General features: G+C 68.9%; 1 protein-coding gene. It reads left to right on the forward strand.

The annotated features are described in order from the left end of the window. Positions 1-3 precede the first annotated feature (3 nt). Complete coding sequence (locus OG874_RS40240) at positions 4-22,704, forward strand: WXG100-like domain-containing protein (RefSeq protein ID WP_330252259.1); 22,701 nt, start codon at positions 4-6, stop codon at positions 22,702-22,704. Positions 22,705-22,792: the final 88 nt, after the last annotated feature.

Consider the following 22,792-nt stretch of genomic DNA (forward strand, 5'->3'; position numbering starts at 1 on the left):
CGGATGGCTGAGCTGCCCGGATATCTCAAATGGTTGGAATGGGTCGCCGGCTCGGACTGGCCGGCGGGCGATCCGGATGGCATGTGGGGCGTGGCCGATGACTGGCGTGCGGCCGCGGCCGGCCTGCGAGACATCCTGCCCGATATCAGGGACGCGAAAACGGCGTCACTGAAGGCGTATCAGGACGGCGACGGTATCGAGAAGATCCTGGAGAACTTCGACAGCTATATCGAAGGACCGCAGTCACTCGAGAATCTGGCCAAGGACTTCGAGAAGCTGGCCGAATCGGCGACCGGGGTCGGTACCGAGATCGAATACGGCCAGTTGATGCTGATCACCTCGCTGGCATTGCTCGCGGCCGAGATCGCGATCGCATGGATCTTTCCGCCGACCGCGCCCGCCGAAGAGGCCTTGGCGATCGCGGGCACTCGGGTGGCGATTCGGATTATCGCCAAGCGGATCATGGACAAGATCGTCGATATCGTCGCCAAATTCCTCGGGCGGCGACTGGCGAATTTCCTGATCCGCCATATCGCCATCGATACCGCACTCGGCACGGTCCAGGACTGGGGCATTCAGCAGTACCAAGTGAGTTCGGGGCATCGCAAGGAGGTCAACTGGGAGCAGGTCGCCATCACCGCGGTCAGTTCGGCGGCGGGCGCGGGCGTCGCCAGCCCGCTGGGGGAACGGCTCGGCAAGAAACTGGCCGAGGCCGAGATGAGGGCCTGGTTGCGCGGGCTGATCACCGGCACGACCGCGGGCACGGTGGGCGCGCTCGCCGGGTTCGGCGGCAGTGTGGCCACCCAGTTCGGCATCACCTGGGCCAAGGGTGGTGAACAGGGCGGCTGGGATAAGGCCGTCGACGGTCTGAAGAAGACCGAGTTCGACCTGCGCATGCTGACGGCGGGTGCGACGAACGGCGCGATGTCCGGCGCGAACCGGGCGTTGGCCGAGCAGTTCTATCAGAGCCGACATCCGGAGTGGTATCGGCCGACCGGCTCGCCGGTGGACCCGGATAGCTTGACCCGCATCGGATTTCGTCCCGATGCGGATCCGGTCGGTGCCGGTGACGGCGGCACCAACGGTGCGCATGCGGGTGATGGGTCAGGGACCGGCCGGGTCGGTGAAGGTGCGCCGAACGCGGGCCATACAGGGGAGTCGGCCAACGGTCGCGCCGGTGACGGCACAGCGGATGGTGCGGCCGGGGATGGTTCGACCGCGCATGTGTCTGATGACGGTTCGGGGACGGCCGGTGTCGACGGGGCGAATAGTCATGGTGCGGGCGATGATTCGGCGCATGCGCATGGGGCCGCCGACGGTGTGTCGAAGGCGGGGGCCGCCGATGATGGTTCGGCGGTGCGTGCTGGGGATGATGGTTCGGCGGTGCGTGCTGGTGATGATGGTTTGGCTGTGCGTGCTGGTGATGATGGTTTGGCTGTGCGTGCTGGTGATGATGGTTCGGCTGTGCGTGCTGGTGATGATGGTTCGGCTGCGCGTGTGGGTGATGATGGTTCGGCTACGCGTGTAGGTGACGATGGTTCGGCGGCGCGTGCAGGCGATGGCGGTTCGGTGCACGCACAGAACGCAGGCGATGGGACCACGAATGGTCACGCGTCGGCAGATGGTGTCGTTCGGTCTGCGGGCGAATCGGATCACACTGCGGTGCCGACGAATTCGACGGCCGATGAGCCGAATGGCGGTTCGGGCGAGCGTGCGGCCTCCGTCGACCACACCGGAACGGCGTCGTCGGAAACGAATCAGTCCGGGCCGGCTCGGGCCGATGCTGGAACGCGGGCCGAACTGCCTCCCGCCGGTGCGCACCCCACCGCGACAGCCGACGGATCGCACGTCTCCAGCAACAATTCGGCCGTTCCGGGCGCCGCCGCAGCATCGAGCCCCGCCCAGACCGGTGCCGTCCCACCCCACACCGGAACCTCTCCGGCTCACTCCAGCGCCGACGCCCGCAGCGGCGCACCGACATCCACACCTCGCACGAGTGCCGCCGAGATCCGCCCACAGCCATCCAGCGCCGACGCACAACGCGGCGAACCTGCGCGTCCGCAGTCGAGCCCCGAATCGCGCACCGGGGAACCACGTTCGACGCCAACGTCCAGCACGGACGCACGCGCCGCCACCGACAGCCGCGCCGCCACCGACAGCCGCGCCGCCACCGACAGCCGCACCGGCGCTGACCGATTCCGTCCGACCATCGGAGACAGTTCCGAAGCCCGCGCCGACGCAAGCCGCGCATCAACCGAAAGTCGCGCGGGCGCAGCGGAATCCGCCCCGCATTTGATCGGCGCCGAACCCATCGCCGCCCCACGAGCCGAAGCCGCCCCGATCCGCCCCGAGACACACGCCGACACCAGCGCCACTACCCGTACGGACACTGAAACCGGGGATCACCCTGACACCGATCCGCGCGTGCGTTCCGATGATGAAGGTGCCCTGCGCCCAGACGGTGAGAGCGCACTCCGCCCCGAAGGCGAGAGCCCGATGCGAACGAAGGGCCAGCCTCCCGTACGTTCCGACGGTGCGGACGCAGGGCGTCCCGATGGCGAGGGTGCCCCGCGCCGAGACCGTGAGAGCGCAGTCCGCCCCGAAGGCGAGAGCTCGACGCGTGCGGAGGGCGAGCCCGCCGTACGTTCCGACGGCGCGGCCCCAGTGCGGCCCGACAGCGAGCGTGTCCTTCGCCCCGAGGCCGACGGCGCCGTGCACCCCGAAAGTGAAGGCGCGGTGCGCCCTCAGGACGAGAGTCCGGTGCGTCCGGACGGTGAGCGGGGTGTGCGTCCCGATGGCGAGAGTGTCGGTCGGCCTGAGAACGACAATGCTGTTCGCCGTGATGATGCGGGCCCGGTGCGGCCTGATGGTGCTGTGCGCCCCGACAGCGAGCGTGGTCTCCGCCCTGAGAGTGAGGGCGCTGTGCGCTCTGAGGGGGAGAGTCCGGTGCGCTCGGATGGTGAGCGGGGTGTGCGGCCCGGAGGCGAGGGTGTGGGGCGGCCCGACAATGACAGTGCCGTGCGCCATGAGGGGGAGAGTCCGGTGCGCGTGGATGGTGAGCGGGCGGTGCGTCCCGGGGGTGAGGGCGCAGTGGGCCATGAGGGCGAGAGCCGGGTGCGTTTCGGCGGCGAGCGTGCACTCCGTGCCGAGAGGGAAGGGGCCGTGCGTTCTGAGGGCGAGAGTCTGGTGCGCTCGGATGGTGAGCGGGGTGTCCGTCCCGAGGGTGAGAGCGTTGTGCGGTCGGATGGCGAGAGTCCGGTGCGGTCGGATGGCGAGCGTGCAGTGCGGGCCGAGGGTGACGGTGGCCGTCGAGTCGACGGGGACAGTGTTGTGCGGCCTGAGGGCGATACCGTGGCGCGCCCGGATGATGACGGTTCCGTTCGCGTCGACGGTGAAGGGCCAGGACGTCCCGAGTCCTCTGGTGAACAGCGTGCGACGGATTCGACTGCGGGCGAGCACGGACCGGCGCATCGGACCGAGGGGGCCGATGCCGCTGAGTCGTCCGAGACGCATCGCGCGGACAGTGCGGGCCCGGGGCAGTCGAGGCGATCCGAAGAGATCGAAGCCCGTCGTGCGGCGGCCCGTGATCGTGCCGAATCCATCGATCCCGCAGTGGCTTTCGTGCCCATTGCTGGGCCCGAATCGGCGCATCGCACAGGCGAAGTGTCCGCCGATAGGAACGCCGCACGCGAGAGCGCGGATGCTGCGCACCGGCAGAGGAGGGATGATGCCCCGCTGCGGATTCCGGAGCGGAATCGTGGTCGCTGTGCCGAGTTGTCGCTGCGGCTGATCAAAGCGCTTACCGGGAGTTCGTCGATCAGGTTGCCGGAGCGGGTGATCGGTCTGGACGGTATGACGGCCGCGGAGGTACAGGATGCCGCGGGTGGGCAACTGCGGGGGTATGACGGTCATGGGGAGATCGCGCGGCTGTTGCTGTCCATGCCGGAGGGGTCCTCGGCATTGGTCGTCGACGAATACAACGCTCCGGTTGATAATTATCAGGTCGGCGCGCATGCGTACGTACTCGTGCACGAGAGCGGCGGCATCGTGGTGCGCGATCCGGGTGCGGGGCGGGTCGAGGGGTTTCCGCCGACGGTGCCGCGCGAAGTCCGTGGCACGTATGCGATTACGTTCGATGCCGCGGGAAATCCGCTGCATCCCCTCGGCGCCGAGCCGGGCGGCCAGCACTCGACTGATCCGGCGGTGCGCATCGGTCGGTCACTGGACGCACAACCCGATCAGGTCCGGGATCTGCTGCGGCAGACCGAGACCGGACGCGAGATCATGGCCGGGTTCGACAACGGTCCCGTGCGCGACAGATACGAGTCGGGTGCCGAGGACGGCCGGGTCGGTGCGTTCCGACGTCGCGAGCTGACCGCGATCGCCTACACCTCCGGTAACGACCATGTGCAGCAGGCGCTCACGCTGGCGCATGAATCCTTGCACGCCGAACGCTTTGTCGAGGGCCGCACCGGCGACGTCCGGTCGATGTCGCGCGAGGAATATGTCCGGACCATGGTCGACGAGGAAGCGGCCGCCACCGGGCGACGATTCCAATTGGCCCAGGAATTCCGGGATCTCGGCCACGACATCAAGGTACATCCGCTCGAGCAGACCTATACCGACGCCCGCGATCGTGCCGCGGCCGAACTGGCGGCGACCGACTCGACGTTGCGCCCAGCCGAGATCCGGCAGGCCGCACACGAGGTCGGCGTCGACGCCCTGCGTCAGCAACTCGCCGCCCACGAGTGGGGAAATGGCAAGAATTACACCGACTTCTACGGCAGCGTCTGGGACCGGGCGCATATGGCCGTGCCCGAAGGGGCATCACTCACGCGCATGCACGAACTCGATTCGCCGGAGCAGATCGCGGAAATGCGAGCCGCGGCCATCGAACGCGAAGCGGCGCTGCGGCATCTGGGGGAGATCTCGGAGGAGGTGACCAGACGGGCCGCGGCCCTCGACTTCGATCCGACGCTCGCCCGCGAACCGATGCAGCGACAGATCACCGACCGGCTGCAGCGGATCACGAACGAGCTTGCCGGACCGGATGTTCCGCGACAGCGTCGAGCGCAACTGCGCACGGAAGCGCACGAGCTGCGCAGGCTCGCCGATCTCGCGGATCAACGCCAGCACGCCCAGGCGACCTATGACCACCGCGCCGACCAACTGGCCTCGACGGCCTTCGCGGAGGTACTCGGCGAGCACCTGCGCGAGCACCCGGATGCCCGCATGCTCAACGAGCACATCGTCCATATCCCCGGCGAGTCCGATCGACTGATCATCGCCTCCGGTACCGATGATCACCTGCGGGTGCTGGCCGAGGCACGGCTCACCCCCGAGATTCGCGACCTGCTGGTGCGACCGGATATCGTCCGCGAGCATCTGAATGTCGATACCGACCAGATCGGCCGCATCCAGGTCGAGGCGATCGACGAGCCCGCACCGCGCCAATTCGACCGCGCCGCCGACCTCACCCCGCTCGACCGCGCAGGCGAGGCCGCGCGAGAGCGCATCGCGCGCATCCGAGAACAGTTGGTGGACACCGAAATCGGCCGCTGGGCCGATGAGGTGCTCACCCGGCATGACGTCGAGATCGTGCACGAATCCGGCGCCGACGACCGCTACTACCCGAGCCGTCGCGTCCTCGCGCTGGACGTCGGCGCCTCCGACGCGGCTCAGATGGCCGCGCTCGTACACGGTGCCATCCATGTCGAATTGGCCCATGTCCGCGAGACGCCGGGTGGTGCGCACGAGCGTATGCGGCTGCCGCGCGAGGACTACGTCGCGCGGATGCTCGATGAGGAAACCAGGGCACATGCCTTGGAAATCATTGCGGCAAAGCAACTCCGAGCGGCCGGACATGATCTCGCGGAGACCCCACTCGAGCGTACCTACACCGACGCCTACGACGCGGCCCGCGCCCACGCACACGACGAGCATCCGGAAACCCCCGCCGCCGAACTGGATCGGATCGCCAACCAGGCAGGTCTCGACGCGATCCGGCCCGAGGTGACCGCCCATCGTCTCGAGCACTCAGCCGAAACCCATGCCGAGTTCTACGGCAATGCTTGGGATGACGCGCACGGCATCCGCTCGTTCGACGATATCGTCAGAGCCGCAATCGATTCCGGCGAGCGCTCGGTCACGGTGCTCAGCCGGGGCAGCACGGTCGATTCGGCCAGGAAGGTCGAGCTGGTCCGCTTCAACAATGGCACCGAGCTGATCCGCAAGACCGTCATGAATCCGCGCCACGCCGTCGCCGAACGGCTGGCCTCGCTGCTCGGCCGCACCATCGGCGCGAATGTGCCCGAGGTGTTCCATGCCAAAGCCAATGTCGTCTATATGGAGAAGATCGCGGGACACGTTGCGGCCGAACGGCATCCGCAGTTCGTCGATGTGCACGAACTCGGCTATGCCGATACGGTCGCCGGCCGTGCGCTCGGTCTGCTGGACACGCTGATCCGGATCCCCGACCGCGATGCGCAGGGTTGGATGATCGGCCCGCAGCGTGAGGTGCTCGGCATCGATCACAGTCGCGGTTTCGAAGAGAGTGCGGCCGCACGAGATGCGTTGAGCCCGTTCGCCGAACATTTCCTGCGCCGCAATGGCGACACCGTCGAGTTCATCGACCACCACCTGCCGCGTGCGGTCGTCGACGCGATCACCGAACGCGTCGCCGCGCTGCGACCGGAGTTCGAGCAGCATGGTCGCGCCGCGTGGCACGACACCGTCATGTCCCGGCTCGCCGAAATTCGCGCGCACGCAAGTGAGCTGCGGCCTGTGCACGGTGCGGACGATATCGCGCTGCGCCCGGAGGAGCCGAGCAGGCACGAGGCGGATATCGACGACCGCCCGAACGCCTACACCAACCGGTACGGGGGCGACAATCAGCACGGCATCCACGGCCGAGTCGATGCCGACGGCGTCCTGCGCGCGACGGTCCGGGTCGGCGACGGCACCCCGACCGGGCGCGAGATGTTCCGGGACATGATGCGGGTGCTCGGCCATCGGGTGACCGAGATCCGCGCCGAATGGAATGCCGACGACCGGGTCCGGGACAACCTCGACACCTTCAACGCCGGTATGCAGGATCTGTACCTCACCCCGGAAGAGGCGGCGCGCGACACCTTTACCGGCAAGCTGGCCGTCGAACTCGGTTTCACCGAGGTCACCTTCGATCACGATGCCATGCGCGGCCGACCGGGCGAATACGAGAAGGTCGTCGCGCACTTCAGCAGGCCGGAAACCCCCGAATCGGTGCAGCGGCCAGCAACGCCGGGCGACAACTCGGACTCGCCGGAGTTCGGGCCCGCGGCGAATGAGCCGACCGGCGCCTGGCAGTCTCGACCCCGCGATCTGACCGGCGGCCCGGTGTGGGAAGTATTGGGGCGCACCGATGTAGGCCGAGAGGCGGCGGACACGCTACGTGCGGCAGGCGCGGGTGTGCGATTCGGTGCGGCGAGCGAGTCCGGCGCCCGGGATACATTCAATGGCCGGACCATGGATGTCTCCGTCGACACCCACGATCGCGGCCAGCGCGAACAGGCCGAGGCGCTGGTGCGCGCCGCCGTGCTCGCCGACGCCGTGCTTTCGGGTCGGGTGCCGGTGGATCCCGCCGGGATCCGCGCCACCGACCGCTCCGACTACGTTGCGGCACAGCTGCGTACGGAGGCCGAGGCACTCGGCAGGCAGGCCGAATTCGGCCGCGAGCTACGCGCGGCCGGGTATCCGGAGTCGACGCCGATACACGATCTCGCGGATTCGGCATACACCCGGGAGCTGCATACGCAGTACCTGGATGCCTACGCCGCCGCCGTGCGGTCCGCGGATCCGGCGCTGGGGACCGAAGAACTGCGCCGAATCGGCCGCGAAGCGGGTATCGAGGCCCTGTTGTCGGGCGAGATGTTCGACTCGCCGATGTATCCGAGCGATGGCGCGAGCCTGCGCGACATCCACAGCGGCACCTGGGATGCCCACCAGCATCCGGATGGCATCCCGGAGCACGAGCCGTCCGCGCCGGCGCAAGCACGGGAACTGCGGCGTCTGGTCCGCGAACACGCCGCGCTCACCAGGGAACTGCGTGCGGCCGAAAGCGATTGGGAGCGTGCCGTTCGACGGCTGGGTTCCTTCGACCCCGATACCAGCAGAGCCGATCGCGATCTCCTGGAGCGTGGTCGAGAGGCGGTGGCGGAGAACAAGATCCGCCGCTACGGCGCTGATACGAGCCGCACCGATCAACTTCGCGCACTCTCGGAAGCGACGCGGCGGCACGCCCAGGTCGAGGCGCAGCGCAACCGGCTCGTCGACGAGATCGCCGCACGCGTCGGTCGCGATGTCCTCGACGCGGAAGTCCGTGCGGGCGACGGTAACTGGTTGCACGACCGGGTGGCGGTCCTGCCGGGCGAGCCGCTACGGGTGCTCGTGGTCGACGCGCGCGGCGATCACGGCGCGATATCGCGAGCGGCGGGCGATCGCGGTAGCGATCTGCACCGCGCGGTCCGCTATGGCGAGGCCGTCGCGGAACGGCTGCGGGTGAGCGTCGACGATTCCGGGGCTGTGCGGGTGCGCCGGGAATCGGTCGATCTGCGTGCCGCCTGGGTCGAGGACGGCCCCGCGGCAGTCCGTCGGGCGGCCGCCGAGGGCGTGGTCGCACCGCGCCCACCGGACGAACCTGCCGGGGCGCCAACGCATCTCGATGAGTCGATGGCCGATGTCACGCAGGCGGCACTGGGCAGGTTGGAGCGCGTCCTGCGCGGCAACGACCTCGGACAATGGGCCGCGGAAGTCCTTGCGCGCCACGAGGTCCAGATCCGTTTCGGTCTCGACGTGGATTCCGATGGCACGCCGCACCGCGACGCAGGCTACGACCCGGCCACGAACACCGTGCTGCTCGGCCTGGAAGAGACGCCCGTGCAGCACGCCGCGGCGGCGATCCGAGCGGCCTACCTGGCCGAACAACTCGGCGCGCCGCACGGTGCGCTCGAGCGGTTCACCCTCGGTCGCGACGAGTACGTCGATGTGATGCTGGACCGGGAGGCCATGGCCCACGCCAGAGCCTTCGAATTCGATCGATGGCGCCAATTCGGCGCCGAATCCTCCCCGGCCCCGAAGACGCCGTTGTCAGAGGTCTACAAGGACGCATTCGAACAGGCGCAGCAACAAGGTGAGCGGGCCTACCGCGCTAACCGCGCGCTCACGGACACCATGATCAATGCCGCTGCCCACCAGGCCGCCGCCCGCGAGGTGCGCAACCGGCTGCTCGAGTTGGGTCCGCGCGTCGACGGCGGTGACCTCGCCGCGTTCTATCGCGCGCAGTGGGACAGTGCGCACGGGATCACCCCCGAGCACGGCGAAGCCCCACCAGCGCGGCGCACCGACTCGGAGGCCATTCGGGACCAGCGGGCCCGTCAGTACGCCGCCGAGATCGAATCTCTTCGCCTGCTGCGTGATTCGGGCCGATTCGTCCCGGTCGGTCCCGCCGAACGCGCATATGCCGACGCCTACGACCGGGCCTACCAGCGGGCCGAGCGTGCTGCGGCGCGCTCGACGGATTCGACGGCGATCCGGCCGGAGCGAGCGGGTTACGAAGCCGGGCGTGAGGCACTGCGCAAGTACCTCGACAAGACCGGACTGGACGAGGCCGAGGTCGCTTTCGATGTCGCGCGTCATGCCGACGACAACGTCGACACCTATCGGCCGTGGGACACCGACGCGTCGACTCCCGAGGCCGGGCGGCCCGCCGACACGGATGCGCCGACGCGGCAGCTCACCGATAACGAGGCCGCCGACCTGGTGCGTCGCGCCCTCGATCACGAACTCACCGAGGATCCCGGTGGCACGCGCCTGACCGATCGGGTCGCCGAGTTCCCCGGCGACAAACCGGTGGGGCGTGGACGGCTGGTGGTCGTCGCACCGGAGGGACAGCACATCGATGCGCTGCGTGAGCTGGCGGCGGCGCGACCGGAGTACGCCACAGTGCTGTGGGACGGGACGCAGCGGATCGAATATCTGCAGGTAGGTCCGGGATCCGACGGTCTGCACGAGGTCAGGTCGATCCCGGACCAGGTGGCCGAGGGGCCGTATCGTCGCCCGAGCGAGTTCGAGGCGGCGGCCGAGATGCTGGCGCACTATCTGCGTTTCCGCGCCGCGGGGCAGACCGCTCTCGGCTTCGACGCCTGGGTTCGCCAACTCGGCCCGGATGCGTTCAACACCCGCGAGAACGCGTCGCCGGCACTCGAGGGCCGATTGCGGCCCGACTTCATTGCCCGTGGCTATGCCATGGCCGAGGCCGACCCGTCGATGACGGAGTCGCATCCCGCCGAGGTGGCTCGCCGACTCATGACTCGTCAGATTCCGATGCCGGTCGCCGCCGACACGACCGGCGAGGTTCGGGCCCGGAACTGGCCGCAGTTCACCCAGGTCGCGGTCAACACACGCACGTGGGGTTTCCCGATCACGCTGCAATCCGACGGTAACGGCGGTTGGCGGGTCGCACCGCCGGGCGGGGACGGCCGCGACGCCGATGTGCTCGGCAGACAGTTCCATGGCATGTCGGATACCGATTCGGCGCGGCTGGCGGACCGGATCAGCAAGATCCTGCTCGACGGTTCGGCGGACCTGAACGAACACGCCCCGAAGGGCCTGCTACGCAGGATCACCGACCGGCTGCCGTTCGGTTCCCGCTCGGACCAGGGCGATTCCGGGAGTCGGCCGATCGATCGGCCACGCTCGGCGGATGATTCGTTCGACGCGCCGGAGTTCCCGCCCGCGCATCCGGACGAGGGTGCGCAGCACCGGGAGGCCGAGCAGCGCCGCCAGGACGTGCTGGATCGGCTGGCGGCCGAGAACGCGGCGGCCGTACGCGAACGCGACGAGGCAAGGGCCGCAGGGGATCCTGAGCGGATCGCGGCGGCCGAGGCGCGCGTCGCGCGGCTCGATGAGGCGATGGCGGTGGCACTGCAACGCGCTGTGCTGCTGCGCGCGGATGCGATTCCGGTGACCGATCGAGTCGGTGTGGTGCCCGGCGAACCCGCGCGGATATTCGTGATCGGCTGGGGCGATGGCGATCCGGTCCGGGTGCTGGACGCCGCCGCTGCCGAGCATCCGCGACTGGCCGAATTGCGGGCAGCGCCCGGCACCGTCGTGCGCGAGTTGCGGATCGGAGCGCAGGGCGAGACGCGGGTGCTGCGCATCGATAGCGAAGCGGCGCAGCGGGATTCGACTCGATCGGGCGAGGAGCAGGCGCGGCCTGGTGCGCAGATCGAGCGGCGGCCAGGTGCGGAAGTCGAGCATCGCCCCGTCGCTGAGGCCGGTGGCGGCGGGAAGAAGCCGCCGTCCGAGCCGCCGGTTCCCGTCGGATCCCCGGACGATCCGGCACGGAACGCCGACTCCGACAACGGAGCCGGTGATCCGGACGGACCGCGCCGGGTCGTCATCGACGCTAACGGCGACGAGGTATCGCTGCGGCTGACCCCAGAAGGCGAAAACCATTGGCGCGTCGAAGCACCCGAAAAAGGCGGCCCACCCGCTCGCCCCGCGGATTCCGCAGCGGCGCAGCGGAAGTCGCCGTTGCGGCGGGCCTGGGAACGCATTCGGGAGAAGCTGCGGGTGCGCGGCTACGTCGGCGATTACCCCAAGTATCCGTCGGGATCGGGCGAGGACCGCAAGGGCCAGACCGCGCTGAAAGACGCTGTCGAGCATGCGCCGGAGCTGTTCGAACACCATCCCACCCAGCCGACACCGCATCCGCCGCAGACATCGGCGCACGAGGTCGTCGCCCGTCCCGCGCCGGAGAGTTCGGGTGAAGCCCTCAACATGGCCCGAATCGCGAAGGAGGGCTGGACGGCGTGGCGCAACCGCGAGCATCTCCCGATCCTGAACAAGCTCTCCGGGCGAATCCGTGATGTGGCAGGCGATTTCGTGGTGCCGCGCACGCCCGATGGCGAGGAATACCGGTTCTGGGTGAGCGATGCCGACCCGGATCTGGTGCGGCAGACCGTCACTGAACTGCTCGAGGTCGAGGCGATCGCGCCGGAGGAGGCGAAGGCGGTGCTCGAGGAGGCCCTCGCCGTCGCCGACCCGCAACAGCGGCAGCGCATCATCGACGACCTGGAGAACTTCGGCCTGATCTCCTATGGCGAGGCCAGCGCCCTCGAAGCGGAACCGCCACCCGCACAACCGGATCCGGGCGCCGAACTCGACGGTCCGCCGCCGCACGACGAGTCGGTGACCGATGCGGCGCATCGGCTCGGCTTCGATCTGCCCGATGAGAGCCCGGAGACCATCCACCGGGTGCTCGCGGAGCAGGAATTCCGGGCCATGCGCGAGGCGGCCGCGATCGCCGGACTCGCCGAGGCTTCCGATCGATTCAACGAGGAGGTCAACCGTCCCTACGTCCCGGACGATCTGGCCGGGTCGGGGCCCGAACTGGACGGCCGCAGGTCACCGGCCGGCGAACTCGAGGATCCCGACGCCCGTGCTCGGCTCGATGAGGACGACGAGTACTACTTCGACGAGGACGACGAGGCGGGCCATGAGCCGACGACACGCTGGGGCGTCCAAGACGCCGAGGGCCGTCCGGTGCCGCTGGCCGACCGGGTCAGCATCTTCGACGACAACCCGATGGGACGCTTCCTCAAGGAGCTGATCAGCGCCTTCGACGGCCACCCCGGCCTGCAGAACTACACCCCGGTCGGCAATGGTTCCGACCCGCTGCGCGAGTGGGGCGATATCGGGTCCGGCCAAGAGTTGGGCCGCGACCAGGGTCCGCGGGTGTTCTTCGAGCACGCGTTGCGCCGCGATCAACTGCGCGACGAGGTATCGACCTGGGCGCAGATGTTCGGCCTCGACCTCAACGATGTGAACACCCGGAACCTGGATGCCACGCTGCGCCGATTGTGGGCCGAGCACGACGCGCGTGTCGCCCGGGTCGCCGAATTCGCCGCGGCCGCCGAACCGCATCTGCACGCCGAACCGCAGGAACCCGTCGGCGAGGTCCACGGCGACCAGGTCGCCCGGGTCCCCGTCGGTGATGGCGGGCCGGACCGGCTGGTGGTCATCGACGGGCCGCTGAACCGGGCGGACGCGCTGGCCAGGGCCCTCGCCGATGATCCAGCGCTGGCCGAAGCGCTCAACCGCGGCGAGGTCGAACTGGACTACCGGGCCGCTCGCGAGGACCGCCTTGGACAGATCCATCTCGACCCGGTCGAAACGCCCGAGGTGTATCACCACCGGGAGACCATCGACGGCCGGGAACTGGTCGTGACGATGGTGCGCGATAACGACGGTCACTGGCGTGCGGTTCAGGCCCCGGTCGACGCGCCGACCGTCCACGAGTCCGCGGATGCCGCCGCGCCGCCGCGCACTCGACTCGAGGTCGTTCGCGAACTCGTCGATGTGGCAAGGGAACTCGGGCTCGGGCCGGAGGCGCTGCATCCGGATCGGGTGGCGCAGACGATCGCGGAGTTGCAGCTGGCCAATGCGCTGCGTGCCGGTCAGGTCGAGGCGCTGGCCGACTTCGCGCGCACGATGGATCAGATCTCGAACTTCAACGATATCGGCGATGCGCGCGGCCAACTCGCGCACCGGCTCGACATCCCCGAGGCGGAGCTGACACCGGAGCGCACGGCCGAGGCGCTCACCGATGAGTCGTGGCGAAATGCCCGGCGCGAGCAGCAATTCAAGGATCTGGCCGACTATGCCAAGGCGCTGCGCGAGGTCGATCTCGACGCGGTCAATGCCGCCCGCGATCGATTGGCGACCCGCCTCGGACTGGAGAACTCCGAGCCGCTGCAGCCGCCGAAGGTCAAGGTGGCCGACGACGGTCAGATCATTCGCTCATTGGACGCGAACGGCTTGGATCCGGCGAAATTGCGCAAGGTGATCGCCGGGCTCGAAGGCGACGGTAAGCACGATCAGGTGGCCGGTGCGCTCACCGAATACCTGCGGGCGCTGATCGATATCGATCCGTACTCCGATGTGCCGCGCGGTGATCTCAGTGCTGATCCGCGGGCCGCGGGCGAACCGCCGATCCACGAGCTGGGCGCGGTGCGGGCGTTGCGCGAAATCATCGCCGAGGCAATGCAATCCGGAAACCCGCTCGATCTCGGACGGGTACTCGCCGAGCATCCCGGCCGCGACGGGAACTACCCGCCGGGCCAGGAGAGCTCCAACCGGCACGGTCGGCCCGAGCCCAGTCGCGATTGGGCCCGGCTGGTCGGTGTCGACATCGCGGGTGCGGACGACGCGACCTTCCGCAAGGTCTACGAGGCGTATCGCGATGGGAAGATCGAAAAGCACGAGGGCCTGAATCCCGCCGAACTGACCGCGGAGATCGGCCGCATCCGTGCCGAGATCCGCGCACGGGCCGAGCAGATCCGGGCGCTGGCCGCGCTGTACGACGAGTACTCATCGGCGCCTGCGGAGTTGACGCCGGGTGGGTCCGAGCCCAGGACCGGTGGGCCGCCGGAGTCGGGTGGGTCGGATGATGGTGGGTCCGCTGGTGCGCCGCTGATGTCGGATGGATTCGGCGGAGCGCCGCAACTCGGTGGGTCGGATGACGGCGTGCCCACCACCACGCCCCCTCCGCCAAGTGGTTCCGAGTATGAGGCCGGTGGATCGCCGAAGCTCGGTGACCCGCACGATGATGGATCCGCTACGCCTCGGCCCCCGGGTGATGCCGATCCCGTAGCCGGACAACCGCCGAAGCCGGGTGGACCCGACGACGGTGCGCCCCGTACCCCAGCCAGCGAAGCCCCTGCGTCGCAACCGGATTCGTCCGAACGGCCGGATACTCGGTCGGAGTGGAAGCGGCGCATGGACGCCGAACAGGACGAGTGGAATGCGCGGATGCACGCGGAGCTCGACGAGTGGGTCGCCCGGATGCGCGGCGAGGAGGTGCCGCCGAGCAATTCGACCGATCCGCGCTCCCGGATCGACGAGGGGCTGCGACGCGAATCCGCGGCCGCCGAGGAAGGGTTCCGGCGGCGCGACGAGGAGAGCGAGGCCGAGCATCAGGAGGTGATGGATCACCTCGACGAGTTGGCCCGTCGGCTGGAGGAAGGCCCCGGCGAACCGGAACCGCGTGAAGATGCTGTGCCGGAAGGTGAAGCCAAGCATGCGGAGTTGATGGATCACCTCGATGAGGTGGGGCGTCGGCTCGCGGAACTTCGGCAGTCGGACGAGGGGTCGGAAGAGGACGGACCCGAGTCCGCGGCACCGCCATCGGGCTCGCCGCACGACCCGTCCGACAGCCCGGCATCCGGTGCGAAGCCGATTCCGGTGTCCGACGAAGGGGACGGTCCGCGGCCGCGCGATCCGAATATGGCGGGGGGAGCGGAGAAGTCGCCGCCCGATGCGCCGGAACATCCACTGCAGGCGGAGTCGCGCCCGATCGCCGACGAATGGTCCAAGCGCAGTCCCCGACAGGTGGCCAAGATTCTTGCGCGGCGGCATTCGATCGAGGTGGAGGGTTTCCGGCGCAAGGGCATCGATCCGGAGGTGGTGCGCGAAATCGCACGCGCCGTCGACGAGATGCTGACCAAGCATCCGGAGATGAAGCTCGCGGGCATCCGTATCGAACCCAGAGACTCGAGTCACCCTGAGGGCGGTGTCGCCTACACCAGCACCAGTCCCCGCGTCGGGGCGGATGCTCCACTGGCCGAACGCCTCCGGCAGGTGACCCCGTCGATCATCTTCCTCGAGGAATCCGCGCGTGGGCAGTCGTGGGGCCACGACCGGGACACGCTGGAGTCGAAGACCAGCCGCGACGGAACGCGGATCATCGGCCCGGACCGCCCCGTGTACGGCGTGATGGTGCACGAACTCGGCCACGTGCTGGATTACGCCGGGCAGGGCCGCGCCCAGCAGCGAGCGCTGGACGCGCTGCGCGACCACTACCTCGCCACCCGACCCGACCCCACCCAGGCCGATTTCCGCGCCTGGGTCGACCAACTCACCCGCTACAGCTTCGACGGCGACAACCTGGACCCCGGCGAAGCCCTCTCCGACGCCTTCCGCGAGGTCGAGCGCTACGGCGACAACGCCTCCGAACCCGCCCAGGTCCTCTACCGCCTCCTGGTCGAGGAAGCCCGAGCAGGGGCGTCCAGCGCGGTCAAGTACGTCAACCGAGCGCTCCCGGTCCCCGTCGAACTGTGGCCGGTCGGCTCCGATGTCGAACAGCACCAACACAATTCGCAACAGCCACTTGCACCCGCCCCGGCCCACCCAGACCAGCCGGCCCCCGGCGACCATGCGGCGAACCCGCGCACCGATGACGAGCCGGTATCGCAACACACACCGGATTCCCCCGAGCCGCAGCCCATCCCGCCCCGTCCCACCGAGCCGGCACCCGGCGCCCGTCCAGAAACAGCGACACCGCACTCCGATGCCGAACCGGTGCCCGAAGCCGGTGGCGGCTCCAAGAAGCCCCCCACCGAACCCCCCACCCCGCCATCATCCGACCCAGACGAACCCCCACCCTCCGGCCAAAACGAGCCGGTAGCAGCTGAACCAAATGCCCCGCTGGCAACCGATCCGATCGAGCCGGAGGCGGCAAGTCGGAACGAGCATGACGAGGCTGTGCGGGCGCATGCTGATGCGGTTGCGCGGCGGGATGCGCTTGCGGCTCAGGTGCGGGAACTGGCGGATCGGTTGCCTGCGCAGGAGGATCCGGATGCTTGGGCGCCGCGGCGGATTCGGGCGACACTTGCCGAATTCGCTGGTAGGCGTTTGATTTCGGATGCGGATCGGGCCGTCATCGGTGAACTCGCTCGGCTCGCACCGGAGTTCGTGCGGGTGGATGCCGAGGTAGGTGAGCTCGCGGCGCGGATCGGGTTGGTCGACGAGTACGACCGGTTGTTGCAGGAGCGTCAGGATCTGGTGCGCGAGCGGGAGTTCGTGCGGGCCAAGGCGAATGAGCGCGCGGCCAATATGGGGCTGGACGATTCGACCGAATGGGTGCGCCGGGATCCGGATTCGCGAGACGAGGCGATCCAGGGGTTGCACACTCGCGCGCGTACCGATGTCGTCGAGGTCGAGGGCGGCCTCGAAGAGGCGAACCGCCAGGTACGCAGTCCGGTCGAAGGGGAAGAGCAGGGGCGTCGCGAGGCGGCGCTGCGCAAACTGATCGCGGCGACCGAGGATTTCGAATCCCTCGACGACCAGATCCGCCGGATCGACCAGCGGCTGTCCGAACTCGAGGACCAAGGCGTCGCACGGCACCGGCCACCCTCGGAGGAAGGTGCCGCCGAGATCGACCGGATGGCGCGTGAACGCGCCGAGGAACTGCGCCAGATCAAGCCCCGCCGCGGTATGCGCGACGATCTCGCCGTCCGTCTCGGCGTCGTCGACGAATCGGGACACCCGGATGAGGCCGCGCTGCAACCGGATCGGCTACCGGACACCATCGCCGAACTCCGCGATCAGGCTGCGGAAACCACACTCTACGAGGACGAACACCGCGCACGAATGCGCGAGATCGACGCGCTGGCCGACGCCGCCGACGATGTGAACCAGGCGCACAACCGGATCGGTCGCCTACAGGACGAAATGGCAGGGGCCGCAGGCGTATGGCGTCAGCAGGTCGAGGCCGAGGGCGGCCGGATGGTGACCGACCGGGTCGGCATCGTGGAGGGGGAGCGCCCGCGCATCCTCGTATTCGGTCCGCGTAGCGACCCCGCGTCGCCGCGCGCGGATCATGATCGGGCACTGGCCGATGCGCTGCGCCGTGACCCCGCGGTGGCGCAGGCGATGGTGCGCCCCGAGACCCGTGTCGAATACCGCCAGGTGCTGGCCGATCGCGAGGGCAATACCCGCACGGTGCACCTGCCGCCGCCGCAGATCCGCCGCCTGAGCACCGGCTGGCACAACGGCAGGCGCATCGACATGACGTCCTGGATCGACGCCGAAGGTGTTGTGCACCATGTCGATCCGACCCGACCGGACTGGGTGGGCAATCGAGACGGCGGGACCGTGCCGAAGAAGTTCACCCCGAAGGATCCGCCGGACGGGGTCAGCGGCTGGGCGATGGAGGATGTCGTCAACGACATCACCTTGCCGACCGATCACGTCCCGCCGGGCGAGGTTCCGGAGAGCACGCTGCCGGTGCATATGCCGCAGGCGCCGTCGCGCTACGACACTTCCGGGGTGCCGCCGGGGATGGGCGTATTCGAACAGCATTGGGGCGGTGACGCTTACAACATCACCCGACTCATCCTGATGGCCGCGCAGACCCCGCAGCATCCCGCGGTGAAAGCTTGGATCCAGCGTCATCCGGAGATCGGCGAGTGGGTGCGGGCCCGCCCGTGGCTGCAGAAGATTCCGCCGTTCGGCACCGTGTTCCGCAACTACGACTGGTTCGCGGGGCCGGAGCGCAATATTCAGCCGATGCACCGATCGTGGGACCCGGCTGAACACGGAAACCCCGCCGACCGGGTGGAGATTTCCGAAGGGCTGCAACACGAATGGGATCGAGACGCTGCCAACTGGCGTCGCGTACAAGATTGGGCCGATGCCGAATACGACCGGTTCCTCGCCGATGACAGCGATGTCGACCGGATCGTCGATGGACTCGATGCCCATCGGCGGGCCCAGCAGGCGGCCGCGGCGCGCGAGGTGATCGGAGCCGTACAGGATCGGCTGGTCACGTCGGACCGAGGCATCGATCCGACGCGGGATATCGATGCGCAACTGCGGCGGATCCAGGACGGAATCGACCGCGTCGCAGCCGATGTCGCCGATCGCTTCGTCGTCGACGACCCGGTCGCGGTGCGCGACACCATCAATGACGTTCGGGAACTGCTGCACGCCGGTGCCGACCCTGATGCCATCGCCGCAATTCTGGCTCAGCACATGCGCCACGACGTGCCGGATTTCACCCGTGCCGAGATCGCGCAGATCAAGAACCACCTGATGGTCGACGAGCATCTGGTGCGCGACTACACCGATCCCAACGGCGCCTACGTCCGTCGCCCGATGGGTCGCCTCGCCGATGTCGCCGAGGCGTGGCACCGCCTGATGGCGGGCGAACCGCTACCCGCCGATCTCGTACTGCTCCAGGACGCCCGCGCCGAGTCGGATTTCCTGCGCGCCAACCCCGGCGCCACCTGGCGGGCCGCCAACACCCACGCCATCGGCCTCGGCTTCCACTGGGACGCGAACCGCCCGCCGCGCACCGACTGGCGCGCGGGCATCCCCTATGCGGTGGACATACTTGCCCCGGACCCGGCCTGGTCGCCACCCACCGAGGGCGGCGGCCCGGAACTGCCGCCTCCGCCTGGTGTTCCGCCTCCGCCGGATACGCCGGGCTCCGGTGGCGGTGAGCGTCGCCCCGTCCCAAACTCCGAGGCTGAAACGCCGCGTGGGACCGAGCTTCCGGAATCCGACCGGTCCGGAGCGGAATCCGAACTGCACCCGGAAGGCGATGCGCCGGGACGCGTTCCCGATGCGGCAGCGCGGCAGGCCGAGATCGAACGTATCGCGGACGAGTGGGCGAAGGCTTTTGTGGCGCGTGAAGAGGCACATGCCGCGCTGGATGAAGCGGTGTCCGATTCGAGTCCGGAGCGGGCCGATGAACAACGAGCGGCGGTGCAACGCCTCGATGATGCCGATGCTGAACTGACCCGACTGAACGAAGAGCTGAGCCGTGCGGTCGCCGTCGATATCGCGCATTCCGCAGCGGCACATGATGATTCGACGCCGCCTCGCGGCGACCGCGACGAGTCCGCGCGTCAGGCCGATTCGGCGATTACCCCTGAGACCAGCGGCGACGGCGTGCAGGATCCGCCGACCCCGCGGCCCGCGGACGAGTCCAGTGATCCATTGCAACGCATCGAGGAGACGCGGCAGGAGGCCGGGCTCGATGAACAGCGTCGGATCGACGCCTTGCATGACGAGGCGTTGCGGGAGAACGGGCGTCGTCAAGAGAATGCTTCCGAGGCGCTGGATGAGCCGGAACCTCCTGTGCGGCAAGATAAGTCGCAGCAGGCTGACGAGCCGGTCATGGATTCTGGCGTAGCGCGCGATGATTCGATGATCGAGAGCTCCGATCGGCCATCGGAACAGAACGGCGGCGAGCCGGGGGACGTGCGAGTTCGGCCGCTCGATGCACCTGAAGAAGAGCACCGGCCACCGGTGTTCGGGGCGGGTGACGATGGGGGAACGCAAGATCCGCCGCAGGCGCCGCCGAGTCCGGCGCAACCGGAGCCCAGTGCACCGGGCTCACGGGGTTGGCCGCAGGACGGGCCGTCGTGGACGCACGAACCGGTCACACCGGAATTACGTAATGCGCTGCCCGGCTCGGCCGCTCGGATAGCCGAGACCACTGCCGCGCGACAGGCCACCGAACCCGGTATCGCCGAGGGGGCCCGGCGACTCGGATTGAACCCGGATGGGTTGAGCGCGCACGAAATACAACTTCGGGTCAACGATTTGGTCGATGCGGCGGAGGCCCGGGTCGCGGCGCTGCGGGACCGCGAAGGCATTCCGAGTGCCGAAATGGTGCAGTACTTCGCCGATCTCCGTGCGGCTGAACGGGATGCCGCTGCGGTCAGGGACGCCGCCGGCGCGTACCAGGACCAGCTGCGGCGCTACATCGAGGCTGTCACCGACGAGACCGTCGCCCGGCAGCGCGCTGCCGTGCTCGCGGCCCGGGATGTACTGGCCGGGGAACAGTTCCACATGGTCGCCGAGGGCGTCGGGATCGGGCCCGATGGGCGGCGGGTGCTCGTCGCGTCGCCATCGTCGGCGCCGGAGCAGGTCATGTCCGCCGAGGTGCGCCGTCAGTTGGCAGATCAGGGCGTTCAGGTCGACTACCGCCATGTCGTGGTGGACGAATCGGGCGTCATCACCGTCACCCCGATCCGCCCGCCGGATGAGGGGGGCGCACCGGTCCGCCCGTCCGATCCGCCGGAGACGCCGGGCTCGGGTTCTGTTCCGCCGGAGGGGCGGGGTTTGGGTTCTGTTCCGCCGGAGGGTTCGGGTTCGGCCTCTGTTCCGCCGGAGGGGCGGACGAGTTCTGTAGATTCGGAACCGCGGTCCCAGTTGCCCGGCTCGATGCTGCGCTCCCATATCCCGCATCCGCCAAGGCAGTACGACGAATACGAGCTGCCCGATCCGCCGACCCGATCCCCATTCGATCCGACGTGGCCGTTGCCGAACCATCCGCCGGAACCTCAGCCGCCGCACCCCCCGAAGCCGCCACATCCGCCCAAGCCGCCGAAACCCCCACATCCACCGAAGCCGCCGGTGCCACCGAAGCCTGTCCCGCCGAAGCCGCCGCCGGTGCCTCCGATCCCGCCGAAGCCGGTTCCGCCCAAGCCTCCGCTTCCGCCGAAGCCGCCCGTGCCGCCGAAACCTCCTGTGCCACCGACGCCTCCGGTTCCGCCTAGGCCGCCCGTCCCTCCTGTGCCTCCGGTTCCGCCGGTGCCGCCGGAGGTTCCGCATCCGCCGATACCGCCGTATCCGCCGTCGCCTCCGGTGCTGCCGTCGCCTCCGGAGGTTCCGTATCCGCCGTCGCCTCCGGTGCTGCCGTCGCCTCCGGAGGTTCCGTATCCGCCGTCGCCTCCGGTGCTGCCGTCGCCTCCGGAGGTTCCGCATCCGCCGGTGCCCCCGGTTCCGCCAGTGCCCTCCATTTCGCCGACGCTGCCGGAGTTGCCGCACCTGCCCACGCCCCCGGTCCAGCCGACCTACCCAACACCGCCGGTCACGCCGGACCCACCGACGTTCCCGCCGCACGACCCGTCGACACCACCGTCTCCGCACGACCCGGCCCACCTGCCGCAGACGCCAAAGCCGTTCGCGCCTGTGCGCCCGGTGTTTCCGGATCCGTGGAATCCTGGGACGGCTATCCCTCCGTCGGCGGTTCCGCCTGCCGACCAGCCCATGCCGCCGTCAGCACCTGGGCACCCGGAGCCGCCGAACCCACCCGGCGCGGGCACACCTCCGTCGGGGGTTCCACCCACAGACCAATCGCCACCGTCACTCTCAGGGCCTCCGTCGAACCCGCCCGGCACCGCCGTACCTCCGTCGGCGATTCCACCAGGCAATCAAGAGATGCCACCGGCAGTGCCTGGCCACCCGGTGCCTCCAGATCCGTGGAACCCACCCGGCGCGACCACACCTCCGTCGCCACCCGGCCAGCTTGCTGCACCGCTGTCTCCCGGATGGCCGGATTCGACGCAAACCTCACCAACTGCGACCCAGCACCCGTCGACAACCCCGCCGATGATGCCCCCGCCACCTGCCGCACCACCGGCCGATCGAAATCAGCCGACCACCAACGTCTCTCGACGTCGTGGTGTCCAAAAAGGCGACGGTGCAAGTCTTTTCGTGCAGCCGTTTTCCGGGTTCGGTGTCCCGGCGAATTTCGATCCGGCGACCGGTGCGCTGCGGGCGATCGGCGGCGGGATCGGTCCGCAGGGTGGGGTGTACGGCGATTTGGGTGAGGTGCCCGTGGTGTTCTATCGCGATGTCGCCGGACTCGCGCTGCGTGTCGGTGATTACACGATCAATCTCGATGCCCCGCTCGTCGCCATCGAATGGGAGCCGATCGAGCAGCGGCAGACACTGTTCACCGTGACTGCCTCCGGCGAGGTCGTCTGCCAGCTGCGATACCGATCGCTACCACCGGAACTCGACCTCGGCCGGCTGATCGCCGACGTCTGCGCCGCCCCGGCCCGCCGCACCCAGATCTTCACCCGCTGACGTCGTGCGCCCAGTACCTTCAGGATCGGTTAAGCCGTCGGTTTTCGTGGAATGCGCGCCGAATCGCTGTGCCAGGATAGGAGCGGTA

This window comes from Nocardia sp. NBC_00565 (assembly GCF_036345915.1).
In the GTDB taxonomy this organism is placed as follows: Bacteria; Actinomycetota; Actinomycetes; order Mycobacteriales; family Mycobacteriaceae; genus Nocardia.